Here is a 20865-nt window from a genome sequence, read left to right as displayed (position 1 = left end):
AAATTTTCATTTTATGCCTCGCCTCATATTCTTTTGAATAGGGGGGGGATACACCGAATAAAAATGCGGGCTGTGTTCAGTACGGTGGTGTTTTTTATTTTCAAAAGTTATTATAAATTCTAACCAATCTGTCTTGAATTTTACCCCACAAAAAAGGCAGTGAAAATTTTATGTTAATTTCCCGCAAAAAATATTTTGATAATTGATGATAAAATAGGTATCTTTACGGAGCTAAAATAAAGTCTGTTTTAGTTAAAGTAAATCAGTGAATTACACTAAATTTAATACTAAGTAAAATGAGTCACAAAGGAGAAATGCTCTACGAAGGTAAGGCAAAACAAGTATTCGCTACAGAGAAAGCGGACGAGGTGGTTGTTCGTTTCAAGGATGATGCTACAGCTTTTAATGCTCAAAAGCGTGGCCAGGTAGACAAAAAAGGAGAGATGAATAATGCCATCACTACTTTAATTTTTAAATACCTCAATCAAAAAGGGGTGCCTACGCACTTTATTAAACAGTTAGACGAGCGAGAGCAATTGGTGAAAAAGGTAAATATCATTCCATTGGAAGTTGTGGTAAGGAATTATTCTGCTGGAAGTATGGCTAAGCGTCTGGGATTAGAAGAAGGGATAAAATCACCGGTAACTATTTTTGATATTTGCTACAAAAAAGACGAATTAGGAGACCCGCTTATCAACGACTACCACGCTATTTTCCTCGGTGCAGCTACAGAGCAGGAGCTGAAAGAGATGTATGCTTTGGCAAGGAAGATTAACGATATCCTTACAGAGTTGTTTGACAAGGTAAATATTATCTTGGTGGATTTCAAAATTGAATTAGGAAAAACCTCCGATGGCAAAATAATCCTTGCCGATGAAATTTCTCCTGATACCTGCCGCCTTTGGGATAAGGATACTAAGAAAAAACTTGACAAAGACCGTTTCAGAAGAGATTTGGGAGAGGTTACAGAAGCATATGTGGAAATTTATAACCGCCTAAAAACTATTTTAGAATAATTCAGTTATTTTCTCGGATTGTAAAAAAATGAAAAAATTAGAACAGTACAGAGAAGAGTATTTAAAACAATTCAAAAATCGTGCTTACGGAAGAAACCTTTTCAGAACCCAAAAAGAGGAACAAATAGATGCACCTGCGGAGGAATGCGGTATTTTCGGGCTTTATTCCGAAAATAATTTAGATACTTTTTCTCTGTCTCAGTTTGGTCTTTTTGCTCTGCAACACAGGGGGCAGGAGGCGTGTGGTATCTCGGTAAGCAAAAACGGAAAAATCAACAACATAAAAGACGAAGGACTGGTTTTGGATGTTTACAAAGAGATCAATGAACCAGAGGCTTTTATGGGAAACAGTGTCATAGGGCACACGAGATATACAACGGCAGGTGATAAGAAAAAATACAATTACCAGCCGTTTTTCGCTAAAAACGAATATGATCAAATCATTCTTTCTATAGCTCATAATGGCAACCTTACCAATGCAAGACAATTGAGAAAAGAGCTGGAAGAGGAAGGCGTGGTTTTCAAAGCAACTTCGGATTCGGAAGTGATACTACGGCTTTTGCAGAAAAACTTGGATTTGGGACTTAGAGGTGCCATCAAAGCTGCTATGAGCCGCATTCAGGGTGCTTACTCGGTAGTGGGAATGACACGGAATAAATTTTTCGCATTTAGAGATTTTCATGGCATCCGCCCTTTGGTTTTAGGAAGTATAGATGACAAAACCTTTGCTGTGGCTTCCGAAACTTGTGCTTTGGATGCAGTAGGTGCAAAGTATATCAGAGATATAGCTCCGGGAGAAATTGTTTATACCAGTACAAATGAAGAAGGACTAAAATCTTACTTGGTAAAAGATGATTGTGTGAGGCATATTTGTGCCTTTGAATATATATATTTTGCCCGTCCCGATACGGAGATGGAGCATATCAATGTCCATGAGATTAGGGAGAAATCCGGAGAGAAAATTTGGGAGCAAGCTCCTGTGGAAGCCGACATCGTGATAGGTGTTCCGGATTCCGGTGTGCCTGCGGCTATTGGGTTTTCCAAAGCATCGGGGATACCATTTCGCCCGGTATTGATAAAAAACAGATATATAGGGCGTTCGTTCATCGTACCGACACAAGAAATGAGAGAACGAATCGTCAATCTAAAACTAAATCCTATTATTTCGGAAATTAAGGACAAGAGGGTGGTTATCATTGACGATTCTATTGTTCGAGGGACTACCTCTAAGCGCCTGGTGAAGATATTAAAAGATGCGGGCGTGAAAGAAATCCACTTCCGAAGCGTTTCCCCACCGATAATAGCCCCGTGCTATTTAGGTATAGACACCCCGACTAAAGACGATTTAATATCGGCTAATATGTCCCTTAAGGAACTTACAAAATACTTGGGCGTAGATTCGTTGGAGTTTTTGAGTATGAAAAGTTTAATGGAGATATTAGGTTCGGATAAACATTGTTTTGGTTGTTTTACGGAAAAGTATCCCGTTCCTTATCTGGACGAGATGAAATAAAAAAGAAGGGCGTAGATTTTAATCTATCTATGTCCTTTTAATTTCACTCCGATAAATAAAAATGATTTAATTTTGAGTATTCTGTCATCATATTTAATTATGTCAAAAGAAATTATTTCAATTTTGGTATTTGATTTTTTATAATCATAATACCCACTTTATTCTATTTTTATCCTCCTAAAAATATCAATGGTGTATATGGGTATAGAACAGTGTGCTCTATGAAAAATATTCAAAACTGGGTATTTTTTTTAAAAAAATAATTTTCAAAATAATGGATTTAGTTTCTTTAATTGTTATAATTACACAACTTATATTGATATTTATTGTTAATATTGACTTAAAGTAAGATCTTTATAATTGCAATGATAGGATTTTTTTTGCTGGGAGTATTTTTACTGTTTTACCACTGGAAATAAATTGGAAGATAAGTCATAAAATAGTAGTTTTTTTATAATCACTATCTAAAGTTGAATTTTAATAATCTAAAGTTAAGTTCTAATAAGTATATTAAATAATTATTATTTAAAATTGAACTAAGTTGTATTTAAGGTAAGAGTAATGGATATCAGAACAGTTATTCGTTGTGTATAATACCTAATCTTTTTTAGAAGTTCATTGGCAATTTTGCTGTTCGAATTCACTGCAACTTCTGAAGCATTTGCTAAAGTTGTTGGGTATCATATCCTTTTGTTGGAATATATAAGAAATTATTTTGAAACTTAAGTTCAATTTAATAATGAATTCTTTTTAATAAAGAAAAAAGAGATGGAATGAATATATGAAGAGTTAGCTGAAAAAAAACATAAATTTTATGAGATAAAATTCCATTTAATTTTTTACTTTTGTGCATCTGTGAAAGTGAAGAAAAAGAATTTATAGATTTAGCATAATTTAATGTTCTCTCGATAAAATTTTTTTGACTTTCTTTTTTGTGTTAATGTTCTAATAAATAAAACAATGAGTAACAATACTTACAAATCTGCAGGGGTGGATAAAGAAGAAGGCTATAAAACAGTAGATAAAATAAAAGCTGCCGTAGCCGATACTCACAATGCTAATGTCTTGAATAATCTTGGAAGTTTCGGGGCTTTCTATGATATTTCCGGTTATAAAAATCCTGTTTTGGTAAGTGGTACCGATGGGGTAGGAACTAAGCTTAAAATCGCTTTGGATACCCGCCAGTATAGTTCTATCGGAATAGATTGTTTTGCTATGTGTGCCAACGATATTCTTTGTCATGGGGCGCAGCCGCTTTTCTTTTTGGATTATTTGGCGTGTGGAAAATTAGATGCTGATGTAGCTGCAGAGATAGTGCTGGGTATGGTGAAGGCTTGTAAGGACAATTATTGTGCTTTGATAGGAGGAGAAACAGCAGAAATGCCCGGTATGTACCAAGTAGGGGATTATGATGTGGCAGGTTTTTGTGTAGGAGTGGTAGAAAAAGACAAAATAATAGATGGCTCCAAAATTGTTGATGGACAAAAAATAGTAGCTTTACCAAGCTCTGGATTTCACTCAAATGGATTTTCTTTAGTGAGAAAAGTGTTTACGGATTTTCAAGAAATATTTAACGAAAAACCACTCTACGAGACGCTTTTGGTTCCTACAAAGTTGTATTACCAATCGGTTCATCGGCTGATGAAAGAAATAGAATTGAAAGGAATTGCCCATATTACAGGAGGAGGTCTCATAGAGAATGTGCCGAGAATTATCCCAAATGGACTATGTGCCAAAATAGATACGTATAAGATTAAAATTCCAGAGATAATGTTAGAGCTTGAGAAGAGAGGAAACATAGATAGAATGGAGATGTACGGTACATTTAATATGGGAGTGGGGATGGTAGTAGTGGTAGCGGAAGAAGATGTACAAACTGTATTGAGATTATTAGATGATGCCTATGTGATAGGAGAAATAGTGAAAGGAGAAAACAAAATAGAATTAGTAAACTAATCGTTATGGTACCCAAGAATATAGTTGTGCTGGTAAGCGGTTCGGGGACTAATCTCCAGCGTATTTTGGACTGTATAAAAAAAGGAGAAATAGCCGATGCTAAAGTTTCTAAAGTTATTGCAGACAGAGAGTGTTATGGTCTTGAAAGAGCAGCAAAGGTAGGGATTCCGTATAAATTGGTTGAAAGAGGCGTACGCTTTGCAGAGCGTTTGTTTGAAGAAATTCCCGCCAACACTGATTTAGTTGTTTTAGCTGGTTTTTTATCTATTCTCAGCGGTGAAATTCTTAAAGTTTTCTCCGGAAAAATACTTAATATACACCCCTCTCTATTGCCAAAATTTGGAGGTAAAGGGATGTGGGGAATGAATGTTCATCAAGCCGTTATAGACAGCGGAGATCCGGAAAGCGGTGCGACGGTACATCTTGTAACAGCAGGGATAGACGAGGGCGAGATTGTTTTGCAAAAAAAAGTAAGCGTTAATTACGGAGATACAGCCGAAGTACTATCGAAAAAAGTCCATCAGGTGGAGTATGAGATTTTGCCTAAGGCAATTAGTATCGTTTTAAACTGATTTTTAATAGATAAGCTATTTTGGGAATATAATTTTTTATTGATAAAATTTGCAGAAACAAAAAATATTTTTATATTGCAAACCTTAAAAAATAGAATTATGGCAAAAATTAAAGTGAGTTATGAATTTCCAATGCATTGCCTTTCAGAAATATTATATGAATATATGGCTACGGCGGAAGGATTGGCAGAATGGTTTGCAGATGAGGTAACAGAAAAAGGAGACGATTTTTATTTCAGATGGGGAGACGGACCACAAGAAAAAGCTACACTTATACGCTATAAACCAGAAAGTTTTGTGAGATTCAGATGGGAAGAGGACGAAGGAACTAAAAATTTCTTTGAAATGAGCATCATCATTGATGAAATTACGGAAGATTTATCCCTTAATATTACAGATTTCTGTGATCCGGGTGATGAGGAAGAAAACAAACTCTATTGGGAAAACCTTATTGAAAATCTGAGGATAAAACTCGGAGCTGCATAGAAAATTTTTAAGTAAATGAGCGGTCTTTTGTTGTTCATTTTTTATAATTAAGATAAAAAGTATGTATCTCAACGGACAATTATTATCACCGGAAGAGGCAAAGCCCTATTCCAATGGTGCCTTCATCAATGGAGATGCTGTATCGGTGTCTTTTTTCTTTATTCAGGAAAAAATATATCTTGCAGAAGATGTCTATTTTTTTCTAATGTCTTCTATGCGAAAAATGAGAATGAATATTCCTCTTAGCTTTACACTTGAGTTTTTTGTAGAGACATTTACCATGGCTATCTCTGAACAAAAGATAAATTCCGGAAGAATCAACTTTATCGTTTTTAGAAATAGAGAAGATATTTTCTCTAGTAAAGCGCCTGTTCATTATTTCTATGAAATAGAAGAAGAGCCTAATCTATTTTCTATTAATCAAGAAATAGAAATGGATCTCATAAAGGAAATCTTCGTGAATACAAACTTGTTGAGCAATATACGCACACACTGTCCCGAGAATATTTATGCGGAAATTTACGCTAAAGAAAACGATCTAGATGATTTACTACTTCTTAATTCTAACAAACGAATAGCAAGAGGCATTTATGGAAATCTCCTTTTTTTGGAAGGTAATGTCATCAAAATTCCTAAACAATCGGAAGGAGTCTATATTTCGCCTCTGATGGAGAGTTTTGTTACCTTTGTGCACCGCCAAAAACTCGCTGATATAGAGCAAGCGGAAATCATAGCATTTGAAAGTCAAAAAGCGGAAGAAATTCTTATGATTTCGGATACCAAGGGGATTCATTCTGTTTCTAAAATCAGGAATAAAACATTTCCTAACACACGATTTTCCAGTATGGTGGAGCAGTGGCGTGCAATGTTGTTGCATTGATACAAAAAAAATAAAGCCAAGTTGTCTTGACTTTATTTGAAATTGATAGGGAACATTATATTTTGGTAGTCGTCTATATCTGCTTTTAGAGAGCCTACAGCCAATTCGGCTTTCACTTCTATAGGGATGTGGTTGGCGTCATTAGTTACCCACATTGTTACCCCTTCTTTGTCTTTGAATACCCGTCCGCTCATTACTCTTGGGATTATTCTAAGGCATTCTATTTTTCCAAACTTGGTACTTTTCACATCTTTACCTACTACTCTTAGCTGGAATGGAAAAAGGTTGTCATCTATCCATACATTTATTTTGATGACGCTTCCTATGTTGAGATTTTTGTTGTTAAGGCTTCTCAGATAATAAAATGCAGAGAGCATATCCTGAACTCCACTTACAGTTTTTATCATTTTTGGAGGGGTATTATTTTTTTTGTCGGATAGGATTAAAGTATTATTATCGTGGTTAAATACAGTTTCCAAATGCTGGGTGTAGTTACCCTCTTTTACATTTCTTATGTAGTAGCTTGGCAGTCCGGTTTTTATATTGATGAAACTTTCGTACAAATCTTTTACTTTGAAGAAAAAACCTACCGTTCTCGAAGTTCTTCCCTCACCTTTCACGAATAGGGTAGGCTGTCCTTTGTAGGTCGTATTTGTAGCGGTAAGGGTGGCATATCCGGCATTCAGTGGTCCGTAGTGGACTCTATAAACTAATTTTTCACCCGATTTGATGTTGTTGATTTGAGCCGATGACAGCCCAGTCATTACGAATAATAATAAAAGAAATATTTTTTTCATTTTTATAACTAATTTAATTTACTAATAGATTTAAAGTTCTTCGCAAAGAGCTTGCCACATTTCAAAATATATTTTTGAAACTTATGACAAATATTATAATGCTGTAACTTTAAAAATCACTACTTTTGCAAATATAATCTAAATTTATCAAAAAAAGTTTTTCCAATGATTACAACAGACTTACTTATCATAGGAGCAGGGCCTACAGGGCTTTTTGCTGTTTTTGAAGCAGGACTATTAAAACTAAAATGCCATATTATAGACGCATTGCCACAGCCGGGAGGGCAGTTGGCAGAGTTGTATCCCAAAAAACCTATTTTTGATATTCCGGGATATCCGTCTGTAAATGCAGGAGATCTTATTGATAACCTGATGGAGCAGATTAAGCAATTCCAGCCCGGATTTACACTCGCTGAAACGGCAATGACTTTGGAGAAAATAGACGATGAGTGGTTTGAGGTGGTAACGAATAAAGGAACTGTTCACCGCGCTAAAGCCGTAGCGATAGCAGGAGGCCTCGGGACTTTTGAGCCAAGGAAACCACCTATTGAAAATATCGCCCTCTATGAAGAGAAAGGGGTAGAGTACTTTGTAAAAGACCCTGAAGTTTTTAGAGATAAAAAAATTGTGATTGCAGGCGGGGGAGATTCTGCACTGGACTGGAGTATTTTCTTGTCTGATGTCGCTAAAGAGGTAACACTGGTGCATAGAAGAAATGAGTTCCGTGGGGCTTTGGATTCTGTGGAAAAAGTACAAGTACTGAAAGACCAAGGTAAAATAAATCTTATCACCCCTGCAGAAGTTACAGGAATAAAAGGTGATGGACATGTAGAAAGCCTTATCATTACTAAAGAGGGTGAAGAGGTAGAGATTACCGCAGACTATTTCATTCCATTGTTCGGGCTTACACCTAAGCTTGGTGCTATAGCAGACTGGGGACTTGAGATAGAAAAGAATGCCATCAAAGTAGATAATTCTTTGGATTATCAAACTAATAGGGAAGGGATTTATGCTATTGGTGATGTGAATATTTATCCGGGTAAACTCAAGCTGATTCTCTGTGGTTTCCACGAAGCTACACTGATGTGTCAAAGTGTTTACAAAAGACTGAACCCGGGTAAAAACTATGTCCTCAAATATACTACCGTAAGCGGTGTAGATGGGTTTGATGGCAGTCGTAAAGAGGCTGAAAAGGCAGTAGTGAAAAAAATAGACTAATATGGGAGATGTAAATATTAAAATTACGGATCGTAATGGTGTAACGCATAATGTAGCGGCACCTACCGATATGGCGATGAGCTTGATGGAAGTGGTAAGAGCCTACGAAATAGCGGAAGACGGTACGATAGGTGTATGCGGTGGAATGGCGATGTGTGCATCTTGCCAAGTCTATGTCTTAAACGACACTCCGCTTCCGGAGATGGGCGACGAGGAAGACGCTATGCTGGCAGAGGCTTTTCATGTGCAGGACAATTCCAGATTGGGATGCCAGATTCCTATCACAGAGGAATTGGAAGGCCTTGAGGTACAGCTGGCACCATATCCATAGGCATTGTTATTTAACAGAAATAAAACTTTAACAAACCTTGCTCGTACTTTTTTAGAAATAAAAAAAGGGTAGAGGTTTGTTATTTATAATGATTTAATGAGATATTGTATTGCTTTTTCTTATGACGGTAAAAATTATTTTGGTTATCAGATACAGCCGAACCAGATTTCCGTACAAGAAGAATTGGAAAAAGCACTATCCACAATACTAAGAGAGCATATAAAAATAACTGCAGCAGGGCGTACGGATACCGGTGTCCACGCCAAGAAAATGTTTGCCCACTGGGATACGAATACAGAGGTAGGAGAGGACTTGGTAAAAAGGCTTAACGGATTTTTGCCGCCGGATATTGCGGTTCGGAGTATTTTCAAGGTAACCCCTGATTTTCACGCTCGTTTTGACGCGATTTATCGGACTTACGAATATTATATCTCTTTAGATAAAAATCCTTTTACCCGAAATTCGGCTTGGCAACATTGGAAAAGATCTCTGGATTTGGATTTGATGAACAAGGCTTGTGGTTATCTTTTTGATTACAATGATTTTACGAGCTTTTCTAAACTTAATACCGATACTAAAACCAATCTCTGTGAAATCTATAAAGCAGAATGGGTAAAGGACGGAGAGCTTTTGATTTTCACAATATCCGCCAATAGATTTCTGAGAAATATGGTGAGGGCTATCGTGGGGACGATGGTGGACATTGGGCTAAAAAAAATACCACCGGAGGAATTGAAAACCATCATAGAAAAAAAACACCGAAATATGGCAGGAAGTTCGGCGCCGGCACAAGGTCTTTTTTTGGTAGATGTGGGGTATGACTGGAATCGTTTTATTAGAGAGTAAATGAAAAAAAAATCAACGAGGGCTATAATCAAGCAATTGTTTTCTATTGGAATGAAGTTCAGGGCGTGGTTTATCACAGCTTTTATCACTTCTGTTATTTTGGCATTTGTCTCTACCTATCGTCCTATTCTTACCAAAGACATTGTAGATTACGATATCATTAGACATAAAAGCAAAGTGCTTTTAATGCATGATATTTATTGGCTTGTAGGTTTGGTTTTTGCAGAGACCTTTCTTAATTTCGCATTGGTTTTTTTGTCTAACTATATTTCTCAGAATGCGATAAGGGATATTCGGGAGCATCTCTATCATAAGTTGATTTACTTCAAGACTTCATTTTTTGATAAAACCGCCATAGGGCAATTGGTAACCAGAGCAGTGGGTGATGTAGAAACTATCGCGACGATTTATACAGACGGTTTTCTTATGGTATTTGGTGATGTTCTTCGTGTGGTAATGGTTTTGGTGGCAATGTTTAATGTCAATGCCAAATTGAGTTTTATAGCATTGGCTATACTGCCTGTAATGTTGATAATTACCAGATTCTTTCAGACGAGATTGAAGAAGGCTTTTGGAGACGAACGCCAGTGGACTTCCATACAAAACTCATTTGTACAAGAGCGGCTTTCGGGAATGTCTATTATTCAGGTGTTTAATAGAGAGCAAGCGGAGTTTAAGAAATTCGATGAGATTAATTTAACGCTGAGAACCGCATTGCTGAAAACTGTTTTTTATTTTTCTTTGTTCTTCCCTGTGGTAGAGCTTATTTCTTCTGTATTCATTGGATTGATTTTGTTTTATGCGGGGTATAAAGCATTGTACAGTAGTGACGCTACTCCCGGAGAGGTGATTGCTTTTATACAATTTATCAGTATGCTCATTCGTCCGCTTAGGCAGATAGCAGATAGATTTAATAATATCCAAAGAGGTCTGGTGGGGGCAGAGCGTGTTTTGGGAGTAATGGAGCAGAGTGAAGAAATGCCCAATACAGGAAATAAAAAGCTGGAGTATATCCAAGGCGAAATAGTATTTGATAATGTACATTTTTCTTATGATGATAAACAAGAGGTACTGAAAGGCATAAACTTCCGAGTAAACAAAGGAGAAACTGTGGCTGTAGTAGGGGCTACGGGAGCAGGAAAATCTACTATTATTAGCTTGATTACACGGTTTTATGATGTCCGTTCTGGGCGTATTTTGTTAGATGGGGTAGATTTAAGAGAATATGACCTCTATGAGCTTCGTAGAAATATAGGCGTGGTATTACAAGATGTATTTTTATTTAATGGAAGTATTTTTGAAAATCTTACGCTGGGCGAGTCTCATATTACATTAGAAGAAATAAAAAACATAGCCCAAGAAATAGGGGTGGATGATTTTATAGAAAGTCTTCCGGGGGGGTACCAATATGTTGTAAGTGAGCGTGGAGCATCTATATCATTAGGACAAAGGCAGTTGCTATCTTTTCTAAGGGCATATCTTTCTAATCCTAAAATTCTTATTCTGGACGAGGCGACTTCTTCCATAGACCCCGAGAGTGAAAAATTGATACAGAGTGCCACAGAAAAAATCACCAAAAACCGAACTTCTATTATTGTAGCCCATCGTCTATCTACTATAGTGAATGCCGATAAAATTATTGTAATGCATAAAGGCAAAGTAGTAGAAGCAGGGACTCATCAAGAGCTTTTGGCTAAGGATGGCTACTATTCTTTATTGTATCAATCCCAGATAAAATAAAATAAAAATTATTTCTGTCTTATTGATTGTTTTTCTATTGATAAATAAAAAGTAATTAACCATCTTCAAGGTTGAATTCTATTTTACGGAATCTTTAATGAATTTACATTATTATTGTTGTTGTTATTATCGTGGTAATGTCGTAAATTCATTGATTTTAGATATTGTTTTGTAATTATAATGATCTTTTTGTTGTTTTTAATGAGAAGAAATAACACTTTATTTAAAAAATAAAAAAGAAATATTTTTTTTAGTATATGAAAATTGTTATCTTTGCAACCTTTATTATAAAAAAATAGCGATGAGAAAAAGACTGATAAAATTATCTACAGCGGTATGTTTACTTTTCGCCCCAATGATTTATGCACAGCAAGAAGGCAAAGTAGGCATTAACACGGAATCTCCTGCAGCTACGCTGGAGGTAAAACCTTATAGCACAGAACCTAGTACAGCAGAAGGTGTAATTATTCCAAAACTTACATATGCTCAACTAAAAGCAAAAAATAGTGCTTATGCTGATAGTGATGATCAAGTAGGAACATTGATTTTCGTTACAGATGTGACCGGTTATGACAGCTCTGATGCTAAAACTACAGAAGTTAACAGGCCAGGATACTATATATATGAAAGAAATCCGAATGGTACTGAGCCTCCATATCTATGGAGGAATGTAAAAACAGAAGTTGATGGAGTAGAAGTAAGTAAAATTGTTTATACATCTACTACTCCTTTGGACGACAAAACAGTTAAATCCTTAGACTTGGAATTTCGTATTCATTTAGATGGTAGCGTGTGGAGGCCTCAAGTGCGTTTTAGAGATGATATTGCTACTTTAACAGGAAATAGAAGACTAGATTTTGGATACAATAAACAGATGGCTAGTAATAGGTTTTATTATCTTAATGGGGGTATTACATTTAGCCCCAGAGATATGACTACTTGGAAAAATCTAGCCCCTTCTTCTAACAGTAATTTTCCTTTGACAACTGGGAGTTTGATTTTAGTACATCTGGTAGATTCGGCTAATGAGGTCTATTACAGAGTGACATTTTTTTCAGCAAATTCCTCCGATTCACGAACTGATAACGATTATGCTATAGTAGTTGAAAAATACTAATTCTTATGAGAAAAATAATTATATCAATATTTTTGAGTTTTGTTACGAAAGCATTGTTTTCACAAAATGTAAACAAAGTGGGGATTAATACAACAGATCCTAAGGCAACATTAGATATCCGTATAATAGATCCATCTGTAGAAAATAGAGCCGAAGGTTTTTTAATCCCAAAACTGACTGGGGAAGAGCTTAAATTAAAAGATAGTCAATATTTAGAGGCTCAAGATGGGACTTTAATCTATGCAACAAGTGGATTAGAGGCTGAGCACCGTTCTTCGAAAACCAAATATGTGGGAAGCCCCGGAGTATATTATTATGACGCCCCTAATGAGGTATGGAGAAAACAGATAATAGGTGCAGATGATATATTTAGTTCTAGAAAATTAATATATAAAGGGAGAGCTACAAGAAATAAAAAACTAACAATAGGAATTCTTAGATTTTTTATAGATGATTATGGTAATACTCCTCAGGCTAGTACTGGAACTACAGTTCCTAATACTAATCCTGTGGCTAATATTGGTTTTTCTCAATATTGGCAGGGAAAAAATGATGGTAGATCTGGATTTGAGTATGGGTATAATAAAATGAGGTACTCTAATTCAAATAATGACGTGTTTATGCCTCCTAGTAGAGTCGTAGCAGGCATGGCGTCATCAGAGCTGAATGTTGCTTCTCTCATACTCGATGGTTCATTCTATAGAGTAACTTATTATAGAGCAAGGGATAATGGTGGATCAAGTCAAAATCGAAATAAATATATCCTTTCTGCAGAGAAATTTTAGAGAAATATTTTATAATTATTTAATAAGTACGATACTATTAGTGTCGTACTTATTTTTTATGAGTTTAATCTAATAGTATTTTCAGAGAGAGGGAAAAAGTAATAGGAGTCTCTATGATAAAATTATTTTAATTTATAACCATTGAAAGAAGCATGAAAAAATAAAATGCTAAAAAAAGCCACTTTTAAATAAAAAGTGGCTTCATAAATAAAAATAATTATGAGAAAAATAATCTATTTTTTATCTAAAATGTATTGATTTACTAGAACTTTAGCTTCTTTGTTTTGTTTAGGATTCAGTTTCATAAGTGCATCATATAGATGAGTATCTTTTACGGCAGGTAAAACATACAAATCTTTTTTCTGATCCATTCTTGTTTGCCAAGTATCTCTCACGGTTTTCCAAAGAGAAGCATAGTCTTTCCAGTAAGCAACGGCTTTAGCACATTTGGCATTATCCGTTTTTCTATAGTAATCTTTACCTATTTCCTCTGTAATGAGTTGATCTGGTTTACCGTCTTCTCTTACTAATTTTTTATTATCTTGGAAATGCAACCAGCCCCAATCAAATATTTCTTGTCTATTGGTTCTGTTCATTACATTGTAGTCATTTCTTTTAGTTTTATCTCTTCTCGGTAGCGGTGCATCAGCGTTGTTTTCCCAATAGTTTTTACCATCTACATGCACCCAAGTTCCAGAGCCGGAATATCTAGGAGCATCATCTACTTGATAAACTATTTGTGTCCATTGTCCCTTTACATCTTTTGGAGATAGTTTTTTGTAAGTCCAATGGTTATCTTTATCATACAAGTAAAGGTCTGTGTTTTGGTAGATCCAGTCTTGTCTCCAATGTTTTACGATAGCATCTTTTCCTTCTCCGTCTGGATCAGCTATAAGAATGTGTTGTAATTCTATTTTACCCGGAGCTTCTTCTGCTACGGTTACCCATTCTACCGCGTGAGATTGCGATGTTGGTTTTCTTACATAATCCTTGCTTTGGGAAAATGTTTCCGCAAAATTAAATGTAACATCATAACAGCCTGTCATATCCTTGATGGATTGAACATCTTGTTTGCTCTGAGCACTCATACCTAAGCTGCATAAAAATAGAGCAGCGATAATTGATTTATTACTTTTCATTTTTAAAAAATTTTTAGCAAAAATAAATAAAAATATTTTAAATACTAATATGATAAATATCATTTGCTTTATTTAGAATTAGTAAAATTAAATGTATAAATTTGCAAAAAAAATAATTTCGTATAAAATGAAAAATGTTAAATTATTACCTTTATCTGTTATTTTTTTTTGTGGATATCTATCTTATGGGCAGCAAAAGAAGGAAGATAGTATAAAAACTAAAAATATAGAACAGGTAGTAATATCGGGGAATACTTTTTTACAAAAAGCTAAAAATGTTCCTATTCCCATTGAAATTATAAGCAAGAAGCAAATAGAACAATCGGGAAGTAGAAATCTTGGACAAGTTCTTCAAGAGCAATCGGGTCTCGTACTAGTACAAGATCACGGTACAGGTCTTCAAATGCAGGGATTGAATTCGGAATATACCTTGGTGTTAGTCAATGGGCAGCCTCTCATAGATCGTGTTCCGGGTATAGGCACATTGGATTTATCAAGAATATCTATCAATAATATAAAAAGAATAGAGGTCGTGAGAGGTCCCAGCTCGTCGTTATACGGTTCTGATGCTATCGCTGGAGTGGTAAACATCATCACAGAAGATGCCAACACTAATAGTGGTAGTATTTATACCCGCATAGGGAAAAACTATTCTTATGAACTAAATGGCGATCTGAATGTTGTGAAGAATAATTTTTCCGGAAATTTTATGGCGTCCCGATATTCCACTAATGGTTTTAAGGTAAAAAGAGGAAGTGGTATAGCCGCTTTTTCTACGCCGCCGTATCAGTCTTATACTTATTCTGGAAATATGAAGTATAAGTTTTCGGATAAATTCTCGGCAGAACTTTATTCAAAAATGTATTTGGAGCATAGTGATGAGTATAATACAAGCAGTCAATTTGGAAAATATGATGAGATTTCTAATTCATTGAATTATACTATTGCACCTACTTTATCTTGGACTCCAAATTCCAGAGTTAAATCTGTGCTAAGAGCATACATTACTCAAACTTCCAATAAAGGAAAAATAGAATTTTTGGACAGAGGAACATCTGAAGATACCGGCTCATACACAGAGAATTATAAAAAAATAGAAAACTTCACTAATATCAAGCTGAATGATAGGGTAGAGGCTACAGTAGGGATAGGAGGGATATTGCAAGATGTTACATCTCCTGTTTTTTATGAGAATAAAAAACACCAGCATCAGTATTATGGATTAGCTCAGATAGGGTATAAGCCTATAAATAGGTGGAATATTCAGGTAGGGTTTAGATTTGATAAAAATAGTGCTTACGGCTCCCAGTTTAATCCCAAATTAGCAATGGACTTTAAAGCAACGGATTGGCTTACATTAAGGGCTTCTGCAGGAAGAGGATTCAAAGCTCCTGATTTTGGAAATTTATATCTCAATTTTAGCAATCCTTCCAATGGCTACTCGGTTTTTGGTGTATTAGTTCTTAAAGATAAACTGAATGAACTTGCTTCGAAAGGGCTTATTTCCAATGTAATTATACAACCGGAGACATTAGAGGCATCATTGAAGGCAGAGAATTCGTGGGCTTTTAATTTTGGTGGTACACTTAGCTTTTTCAATACATTGAAAATCAATGCAAATGTTTTCAGGAATAATATTGAGAACTTTATAAATGCTGTTACCGTAGCTCAAAAGACAAATACTAAATATGTATTCTCTTATCGTAATATGGATAAGATTTTTACGCAAGGAATAGAAGCAGAACTTAACTGGAATGTATGCAACAGCATCAACTTTTCAGGAGGGTATCAATATTTGGAAGCAAAAAGTCCTGCAGTATTAGACAAAATAAAACAGAGAAAATTATACGGAACAAATGATAAAGGTCAGTTAATAAGAATTAAAGAGAAAAATTATTTTGGTATTCCATCAAGGAGTAAACATACTTTTAATGCAAAAGTATTCTATCATAACAAGATAGGAACATTTGTTAATCTGAGAGGAATCTATAGAGGCCCTTATGGATTTGCAGATTTAGATGGCAACGGGATTATCAATAAAAAATCAGAACTTGCACCTGGTTACTTTTTATTAAATGGCTCTGTCGGGCAAAAGTTTTGGAATAAATTTACTACCCAGCTGAGTGTAGATAATATACTCAATTATAGGAACGACAAATATAATCCCGAGCTTTTAGGAAGATTATATTGGGTAACTCTTAAAATGGAATTTTAGTCTAAATTTAACTCATAACGAATAATAGAATGATTATGAAAAAATATATTTTAGGTTTATCGCTACTAACATTAGCAATGAACTCCTGCTCGAGAGAAGAAGACGATGTAATAACAGAGGAGCAGCTATCAGAATCTGTAAGAGTAGAGACTGTAAGGAACCTCAAAGCAGCACCTGGATATGCAGGTCCTGGTAGTCAGTTTAATCCTAATCGTTATAAATTATACAGTCTGGCAAAGCATGATACTATCCCATTAACAGAAATTGATACGGATAAATGGGATATAGGTTTCCAGGGAACAAAAATTATCATTAACGGAGGTAATATAAGAACTGGAAATGGAGGAGCTGCTCTATTGGATAAGCCATATGAAACCGTAAATTCTCTTGTTTCTATAGCACTTTTAAGAAAAGATAATTCGGAACAAAAATTGGCCATTCCAAGTGATGTAACCGATGGAAAAAGCTGGTGCCAGTATGACAAAAACACACACAATGTTTTTGCTTTGCCAAAAACAATAGTACTAAGAACAGGGGATGGTAAACATTTTGCAAAAATAAAAATTACGAGTTATTATAAAGACAACGAAATACCTACTTATGATAAAACACTATTATCATCAGGGTATTATAATTTTGAATATGCCTATCAGGAAATCCCTGATATTAAAGTGTTTAGTAGATGATTTTTTCATTTTTTTCAATATCAGGGTGTCTTTAAAGTGTATTGGACACCCTGATAAATAAAATAAAAACTTAACAATAAAATATAATTTATTATGAAAAAGATTTCATTTTCAGCCGCTTTGCTTTTGGCTATTACATTTTCATTTTCTGTTGCAGCACATAATAGAAATAATGACAGCAAAATAGAAATATCAACGGCTCTGAATTTACCAGTATCCGGAGTATATGAATGGGATTTTGAAATTCCCGGATTGGGAACAGAAAAATCAACAATTACATTTAGTAATACGATTGTACTTCAGGAAATGAAAGGGAAAGCGTACAATACTAAATATAGAATGAAAGTAGTAAGTTATGATTCTAAAACTAAAAAAATTGTTCTTGAAGGAGTGGATAGTAAAAAAGGCAAATACTATGCAATGTTTCTAAAAGATATCACAAGCAAGAGTACAATGATTTACAAAGCTGAATTTGAAACAAAATCAGACGCTGACAAATTCGCTAGACCAGCAGATGATAATAAAGAAAATCACGGCTGGAATATTTATACAAAAAAATAAAAACTAATTTTTCTAATCTGTTATTTTATCAATCTAAAGAAAGGGCTTATAAAAATCTATAAGCCCTTTGATTTATAGATGAAAAAATAAACAAAGAAAGAAACAAAATAACAAATATCGAAATTCTAAATACTAGTCTTATAATTTATATTATCTAAAATTAAAGGTATTTGTTTTTCATCTTGTTAGCTATTCTTTTACAGAGGTAAATTATAGTTTGGAATGTTAAATATTGTATAAATATTTTCTATACTCTTCAATTTTCACACTGCAATATTACGAGGACAAAATGTCAAAAAAGAATTTTTTAAATGTCTATTTGTCATATTAATGTATAGAGTTTGAAAAATGAAGTATTAGATAAATCCATAATATGAGAGCGCTCCAGCTCTATGTATATGGGTTTTTTTTACAATACGTGAAACCGCAGTAATTGAGAATTTTATTTTTGTAAACAAAAAAAAGACAGCTTTAAATAACTGTCTTTTTTTTCTGCGTATTCCACACCTAAGTTATTGTTATTAAGTTGCACCCCTGCAGAGCTTTTTTATCATTCACTTAGGTACGACAAAGATACAAATAAATTTCAACTATCAAAATTTATACAGCTTTGTTTTTCCGATATATATATGTTGAATTCCTTTACTCTTCTTTTATATAAAGCTTTATTCCAGATACCTTTTACATAACTCCATCTTAACCATTCTTTTTTTATATCTTGTATTTCATACTCTCTGTTAATTTTTTTTAGTAGAATAGAGCGATTGAAAGCACTCTCACCAATATTATAAATTAAAGAAATGAGAGCTATATATTGAGATTTTTGCAATGGTATACTAATTCTCCCCATTATATTATAGTATATTTTCTCGACTTTTTCTTGTACAAAATATAGGGCTTCCTCCTTTTTTATCCTCTGGTATTCATGTATTTTTCCGCCGTGTATTGTATTTGTTTGTCCATATCCTATTGTCCATACACCTGCACTATCTTTATATGCATACTCGCGAAAGCCTTCAAATTCGCAAATTATTTTTGTTGCTTCTTGTAATATTTCTTTTGTATTCATTTTTTTTATTTTTTATTATTTAAATTATTGTCTATAGCTTTACCAATCATTAGAATAATGAGCACTGCTAGAAGCAAACTATTATAGTTATCTAGCGCTTTCTCACTTTCATTTAATATAATTATTATATTTCTCATCCTTAATTTTTATAATAAATTTCACTAACTGCATAAGTATTTGCAACGGATTGTGTGGTGTATCCCATTATCAAATCCATTTTTTCAATTGAATAACCTTTTTCTTCCATTTTCTTAATGTAATTATGTCGGAAAATATGCCCTCCAATTTTTTTATTTCCACACATTAACCCATTTATAGGCATTTCTACCTCTATTATCCGTTGCAAATTCCTCTTATTGAGATGAAATAATGGCTGTGTCATATTTATTTCTTCTATCCACTTCAATACTTCCGGCTTCGTAACCTCTAATATTCTAGTGTTGTTTTTTTTCTGGGGTATTATTTCTACTTTATTAATTTCGGCATTGTAAGATATTCGGAAGTCAAAAAGCTCGTTAATGCGACAACCATACTCATAGATAAAATTAATATAAGATTTATAAGGTGGATATTTTTTTTCTATTCTATCTCTTAGCTCTTGACATACGTAATCAATAATTTTATTATCTAATATTATTTTGTTTTTCATCTTGTTTTTTTTATTTAAAAAAAGGCTGGAAATTACTATCCAACCTCATCAATGAATCACAATATGTTTTTTTTTAAATTTCTATAAACTTTGCTGTGGTGCTTTCTTTTCCATCTGCTCCCTCAAGCCACACAGCTAAAATGACCCTTGTATTTTGGGCGAGGTGTAAATTTTCAAAAGATTTTGAGGGTGTACCCGCAGATAATAAGGCTGTATCTACTTCAATCTCTGAATAAGATATATTCTCATCATTTACATTTGTAGCTACCATTTTAATTTTATCACCCACTTTAGCGATATTTTCAAGACTTGTTTTATCAAATGTAACAGTTATACTATCTGTATCATCTGCGGATGCTGTGTATTTTAATGTGCCTAATTTTCCATATGTTGCTAAACTGCCTTTTAAATCTTCCCCTGTTACTCTATCCTCATTAAAATCTTTGCTTGCAAATCCGTGCATATTTTTGGATGTGTATGTTTGGTATTGCGAACAAAAAGGTAGCAATGAAGTCCATCCACTTTTTACATAATTTCCCACAGCTTGCCATGCTAATACCGCCTTCGCCAACTTGTTTCTTTGCGCTTGTTGTGCTTGGGTATTTGGATTACTTACAATAGTTGCCTTTTGTTTTGCAATTACTCTCCCTTTAACTGTTGCAAGGGTTACATTTCCAATAGAGCCCTTAGCTCTGCCTAAGATAATACTATCTACTATTGCCATAACTTATAAATTTAATTAGTTAATATTACTATTCTTAACTTGTTGTCACAATTTCCGGAATGCGACGAGCGGAGTTGCTTCGGAGCTAATTCCCTAAATTGCTATTTTTTTTTTGGTCGATAGAATTATTTATTTTCCCGTCATCTACTAAATCCAATACTATTCTTTCCAGTATTGACACTACTATTTTAAAAATTGTTTCTTTCATAACTATGTCATTTTGTCCTGCAAATATATGTCATTTTGTCATATACCCAAAAAAAACTTTGTTTTTTTTGGAGAGCTCCGCTCTCTTATACGGGGGTTATGCGTGCCTTTAACTGCCACCCAATGGGATAGGAGAGGGGGCGTTTTTTTTCGTTGCTGGCTTTTTTGAGGCTGGGGAAAAAAATGCCCCCAGTTGTTGGCTGGGTGGCAGTGCGTGCAGAGTGCTGGCGTGTAGTGGCTGGTGCGGAAGCTCTTCAAGGCTGTAGTAACCAGCCACGAAACTGAAATGCCACGCCTATGGGCGTATGCCCTCAAAGGGCTACGCATAAATAATTTGTGGCTTCCAGCACGACAAAGC

General features: G+C 34.6%; 21 protein-coding genes. 15 read left to right on the top strand and 6 right to left on the bottom strand.

From position 1 onward, the window contains the following. Nucleotides 1-296: 296 nt before the first annotated feature. From purC to BLS89_RS01865, 6 genes are all read left to right on the top strand, one after another. On the top strand, nt 297-1016 hold the full coding sequence (purC, locus tag BLS89_RS01890; RefSeq protein WP_092735812.1) for a phosphoribosylaminoimidazolesuccinocarboxamide synthase: 720 nt from the start codon (nt 297-299) through the stop codon (nt 1014-1016). A gap of 28 nt (nt 1017-1044) precedes the next feature. Next, the gene (gene purF, locus BLS89_RS01885; protein WP_092735811.1) at nt 1045-2529 is read left to right on the top strand and encodes an amidophosphoribosyltransferase; all 1485 of its coding nucleotides are present in this window, start codon (nt 1045-1047) and stop codon (nt 2527-2529) included. A gap of 960 nt (nt 2530-3489) precedes the next feature. After that, the gene (purM, locus tag BLS89_RS01880; protein ID WP_092735810.1) at nt 3490-4485 is read left to right on the top strand and encodes a phosphoribosylformylglycinamidine cyclo-ligase; all 996 of its coding nucleotides are present in this window, start codon (nt 3490-3492) and stop codon (nt 4483-4485) included. Between the two features lie 5 nt (nt 4486-4490). Beyond that, a complete protein-coding gene (gene purN / locus BLS89_RS01875) occupies nt 4491-5057 on the top strand; it encodes a phosphoribosylglycinamide formyltransferase (RefSeq protein WP_092735809.1) in 567 nt (188 codons plus the stop codon). Nucleotides 5058-5156: 99 nt separating this feature from the next. After that, a complete protein-coding gene (locus tag BLS89_RS01870) occupies nt 5157-5543 on the top strand; it encodes an START-like domain-containing protein (RefSeq protein ID WP_092735926.1) in 387 nt (128 codons plus the stop codon). 61 nt (nt 5544-5604) lie between these two features. Continuing rightward, on the top strand, nt 5605-6423 hold the full coding sequence (locus BLS89_RS01865) for an aminotransferase class IV (protein WP_092735808.1): 819 nt from the start codon (nt 5605-5607) through the stop codon (nt 6421-6423). Between the two features lie 32 nt (nt 6424-6455). Here BLS89_RS01865 and BLS89_RS01860 read toward each other — a convergent pair whose 3' ends face one another. Continuing rightward, entirely contained in the window at nt 6456-7220 is a 765-nt protein-coding gene (locus BLS89_RS01860) for a DUF3108 domain-containing protein (protein WP_092735807.1), read from the bottom strand. Nucleotides 7221-7385: 165 nt separating this feature from the next. Between BLS89_RS01860 and BLS89_RS01855 the strand changes: the two genes are divergently transcribed. The 6 genes from BLS89_RS01855 to BLS89_RS01835 all read left to right on the top strand — a co-directional run bounded on the left by BLS89_RS01855 (nt 7386) and on the right by BLS89_RS01835 (nt 13257). Further along, on the top strand, nt 7386-8438 hold the full coding sequence (locus BLS89_RS01855; protein ID WP_092735806.1) for an NAD(P)/FAD-dependent oxidoreductase: 1053 nt from the start codon (nt 7386-7388) through the stop codon (nt 8436-8438). A 1-nt stretch (nt 8439) separates the two neighbouring features. Then, entirely contained in the window at nt 8440-8769 is a 330-nt protein-coding gene (locus BLS89_RS01850) for a 2Fe-2S iron-sulfur cluster-binding protein (RefSeq protein ID WP_092735805.1), read from the top strand. Nucleotides 8770-8865: 96 nt separating this feature from the next. Next, complete coding sequence (gene truA / locus BLS89_RS10525; RefSeq protein ID WP_176763215.1) at nt 8866-9615, top strand: tRNA pseudouridine(38-40) synthase TruA; 750 nt, start codon at nt 8866-8868, stop codon at nt 9613-9615. Then, complete coding sequence (locus BLS89_RS01845; protein ID WP_176763214.1) at nt 9616-11355, top strand: ABC transporter ATP-binding protein; 1740 nt, start codon at nt 9616-9618, stop codon at nt 11353-11355. 301 nt (nt 11356-11656) lie between these two features. Then, complete coding sequence (locus BLS89_RS01840; RefSeq protein ID WP_092735804.1) at nt 11657-12472, top strand: hypothetical protein; 816 nt, start codon at nt 11657-11659, stop codon at nt 12470-12472. Nucleotides 12473-12504: 32 nt separating this feature from the next. Beyond that, nucleotides 12505-13257: a hypothetical protein gene (locus BLS89_RS01835; RefSeq protein WP_143017709.1), complete on the top strand. Its 753-nt coding sequence runs from the start codon at nt 12505-12507 to the stop codon at nt 13255-13257. A gap of 233 nt (nt 13258-13490) precedes the next feature. Here the strand turns inward: BLS89_RS01835 and BLS89_RS01830 are convergent, their stop codons facing one another. Continuing rightward, entirely contained in the window at nt 13491-14396 is a 906-nt protein-coding gene (locus tag BLS89_RS01830) for a DUF6607 family protein (RefSeq protein ID WP_092735925.1), read from the bottom strand. Nucleotides 14397-14523: 127 nt separating this feature from the next. Between BLS89_RS01830 and BLS89_RS01825 the strand changes: the two genes are divergently transcribed. The 3 genes from BLS89_RS01825 to BLS89_RS01815 all read left to right on the top strand — a co-directional run bounded on the left by BLS89_RS01825 (nt 14524) and on the right by BLS89_RS01815 (nt 17858). Beyond that, nucleotides 14524-16611: a TonB-dependent receptor plug domain-containing protein gene (locus tag BLS89_RS01825; protein WP_092735924.1), complete on the top strand. Its 2088-nt coding sequence runs from the start codon at nt 14524-14526 to the stop codon at nt 16609-16611. A gap of 35 nt (nt 16612-16646) precedes the next feature. Next, a complete protein-coding gene (locus tag BLS89_RS01820; RefSeq protein WP_143017708.1) occupies nt 16647-17297 on the top strand; it encodes an HmuY family protein in 651 nt (216 codons plus the stop codon). A 93-nt stretch (nt 17298-17390) separates the two neighbouring features. Further along, entirely contained in the window at nt 17391-17858 is a 468-nt protein-coding gene (locus BLS89_RS01815; protein WP_092735801.1) for a hypothetical protein, read from the top strand. A 586-nt stretch (nt 17859-18444) separates the two neighbouring features. On the opposite strand, the gene BLS89_RS01810 is transcribed toward BLS89_RS01815, so the two are convergent. From BLS89_RS01810 to BLS89_RS11150, 4 genes are all read right to left on the bottom strand, one after another. After that, nucleotides 18445-18927: a lysozyme gene (locus BLS89_RS01810; protein WP_092735800.1), complete on the bottom strand. Its 483-nt coding sequence runs from the start codon at nt 18925-18927 to the stop codon at nt 18445-18447. 139 nt (nt 18928-19066) lie between these two features. Further along, nucleotides 19067-19576 carry a tyrosine-type recombinase/integrase gene (locus BLS89_RS01805; protein ID WP_092735799.1) on the bottom strand — a complete coding sequence of 170 codons (510 nt, stop codon included), beginning with the start codon at nt 19574-19576 and terminating at the stop codon, nt 19067-19069. A gap of 73 nt (nt 19577-19649) precedes the next feature. Next, nucleotides 19650-20300, bottom strand: coding sequence for a DUF6266 family protein (locus BLS89_RS01800; RefSeq protein ID WP_092735798.1), 651 nt, complete (start codon nt 20298-20300; stop codon nt 19650-19652). An 85-nt stretch (nt 20301-20385) separates the two neighbouring features. After that, a complete protein-coding gene (locus BLS89_RS11150) occupies nt 20386-20508 on the bottom strand; it encodes a hypothetical protein (protein WP_262501457.1) in 123 nt (40 codons plus the stop codon). Nucleotides 20509-20865: the final 357 nt, after the last annotated feature.

Source organism: Riemerella columbipharyngis (assembly GCF_900101995.1).
Lineage (GTDB): Bacteria > Bacteroidota > Bacteroidia > Flavobacteriales > Weeksellaceae > Riemerella > Riemerella columbipharyngis.
Note: the sequence above shows the minus strand (reverse complement) of the source record. Positions and strands in the feature narration are given on the sequence as shown.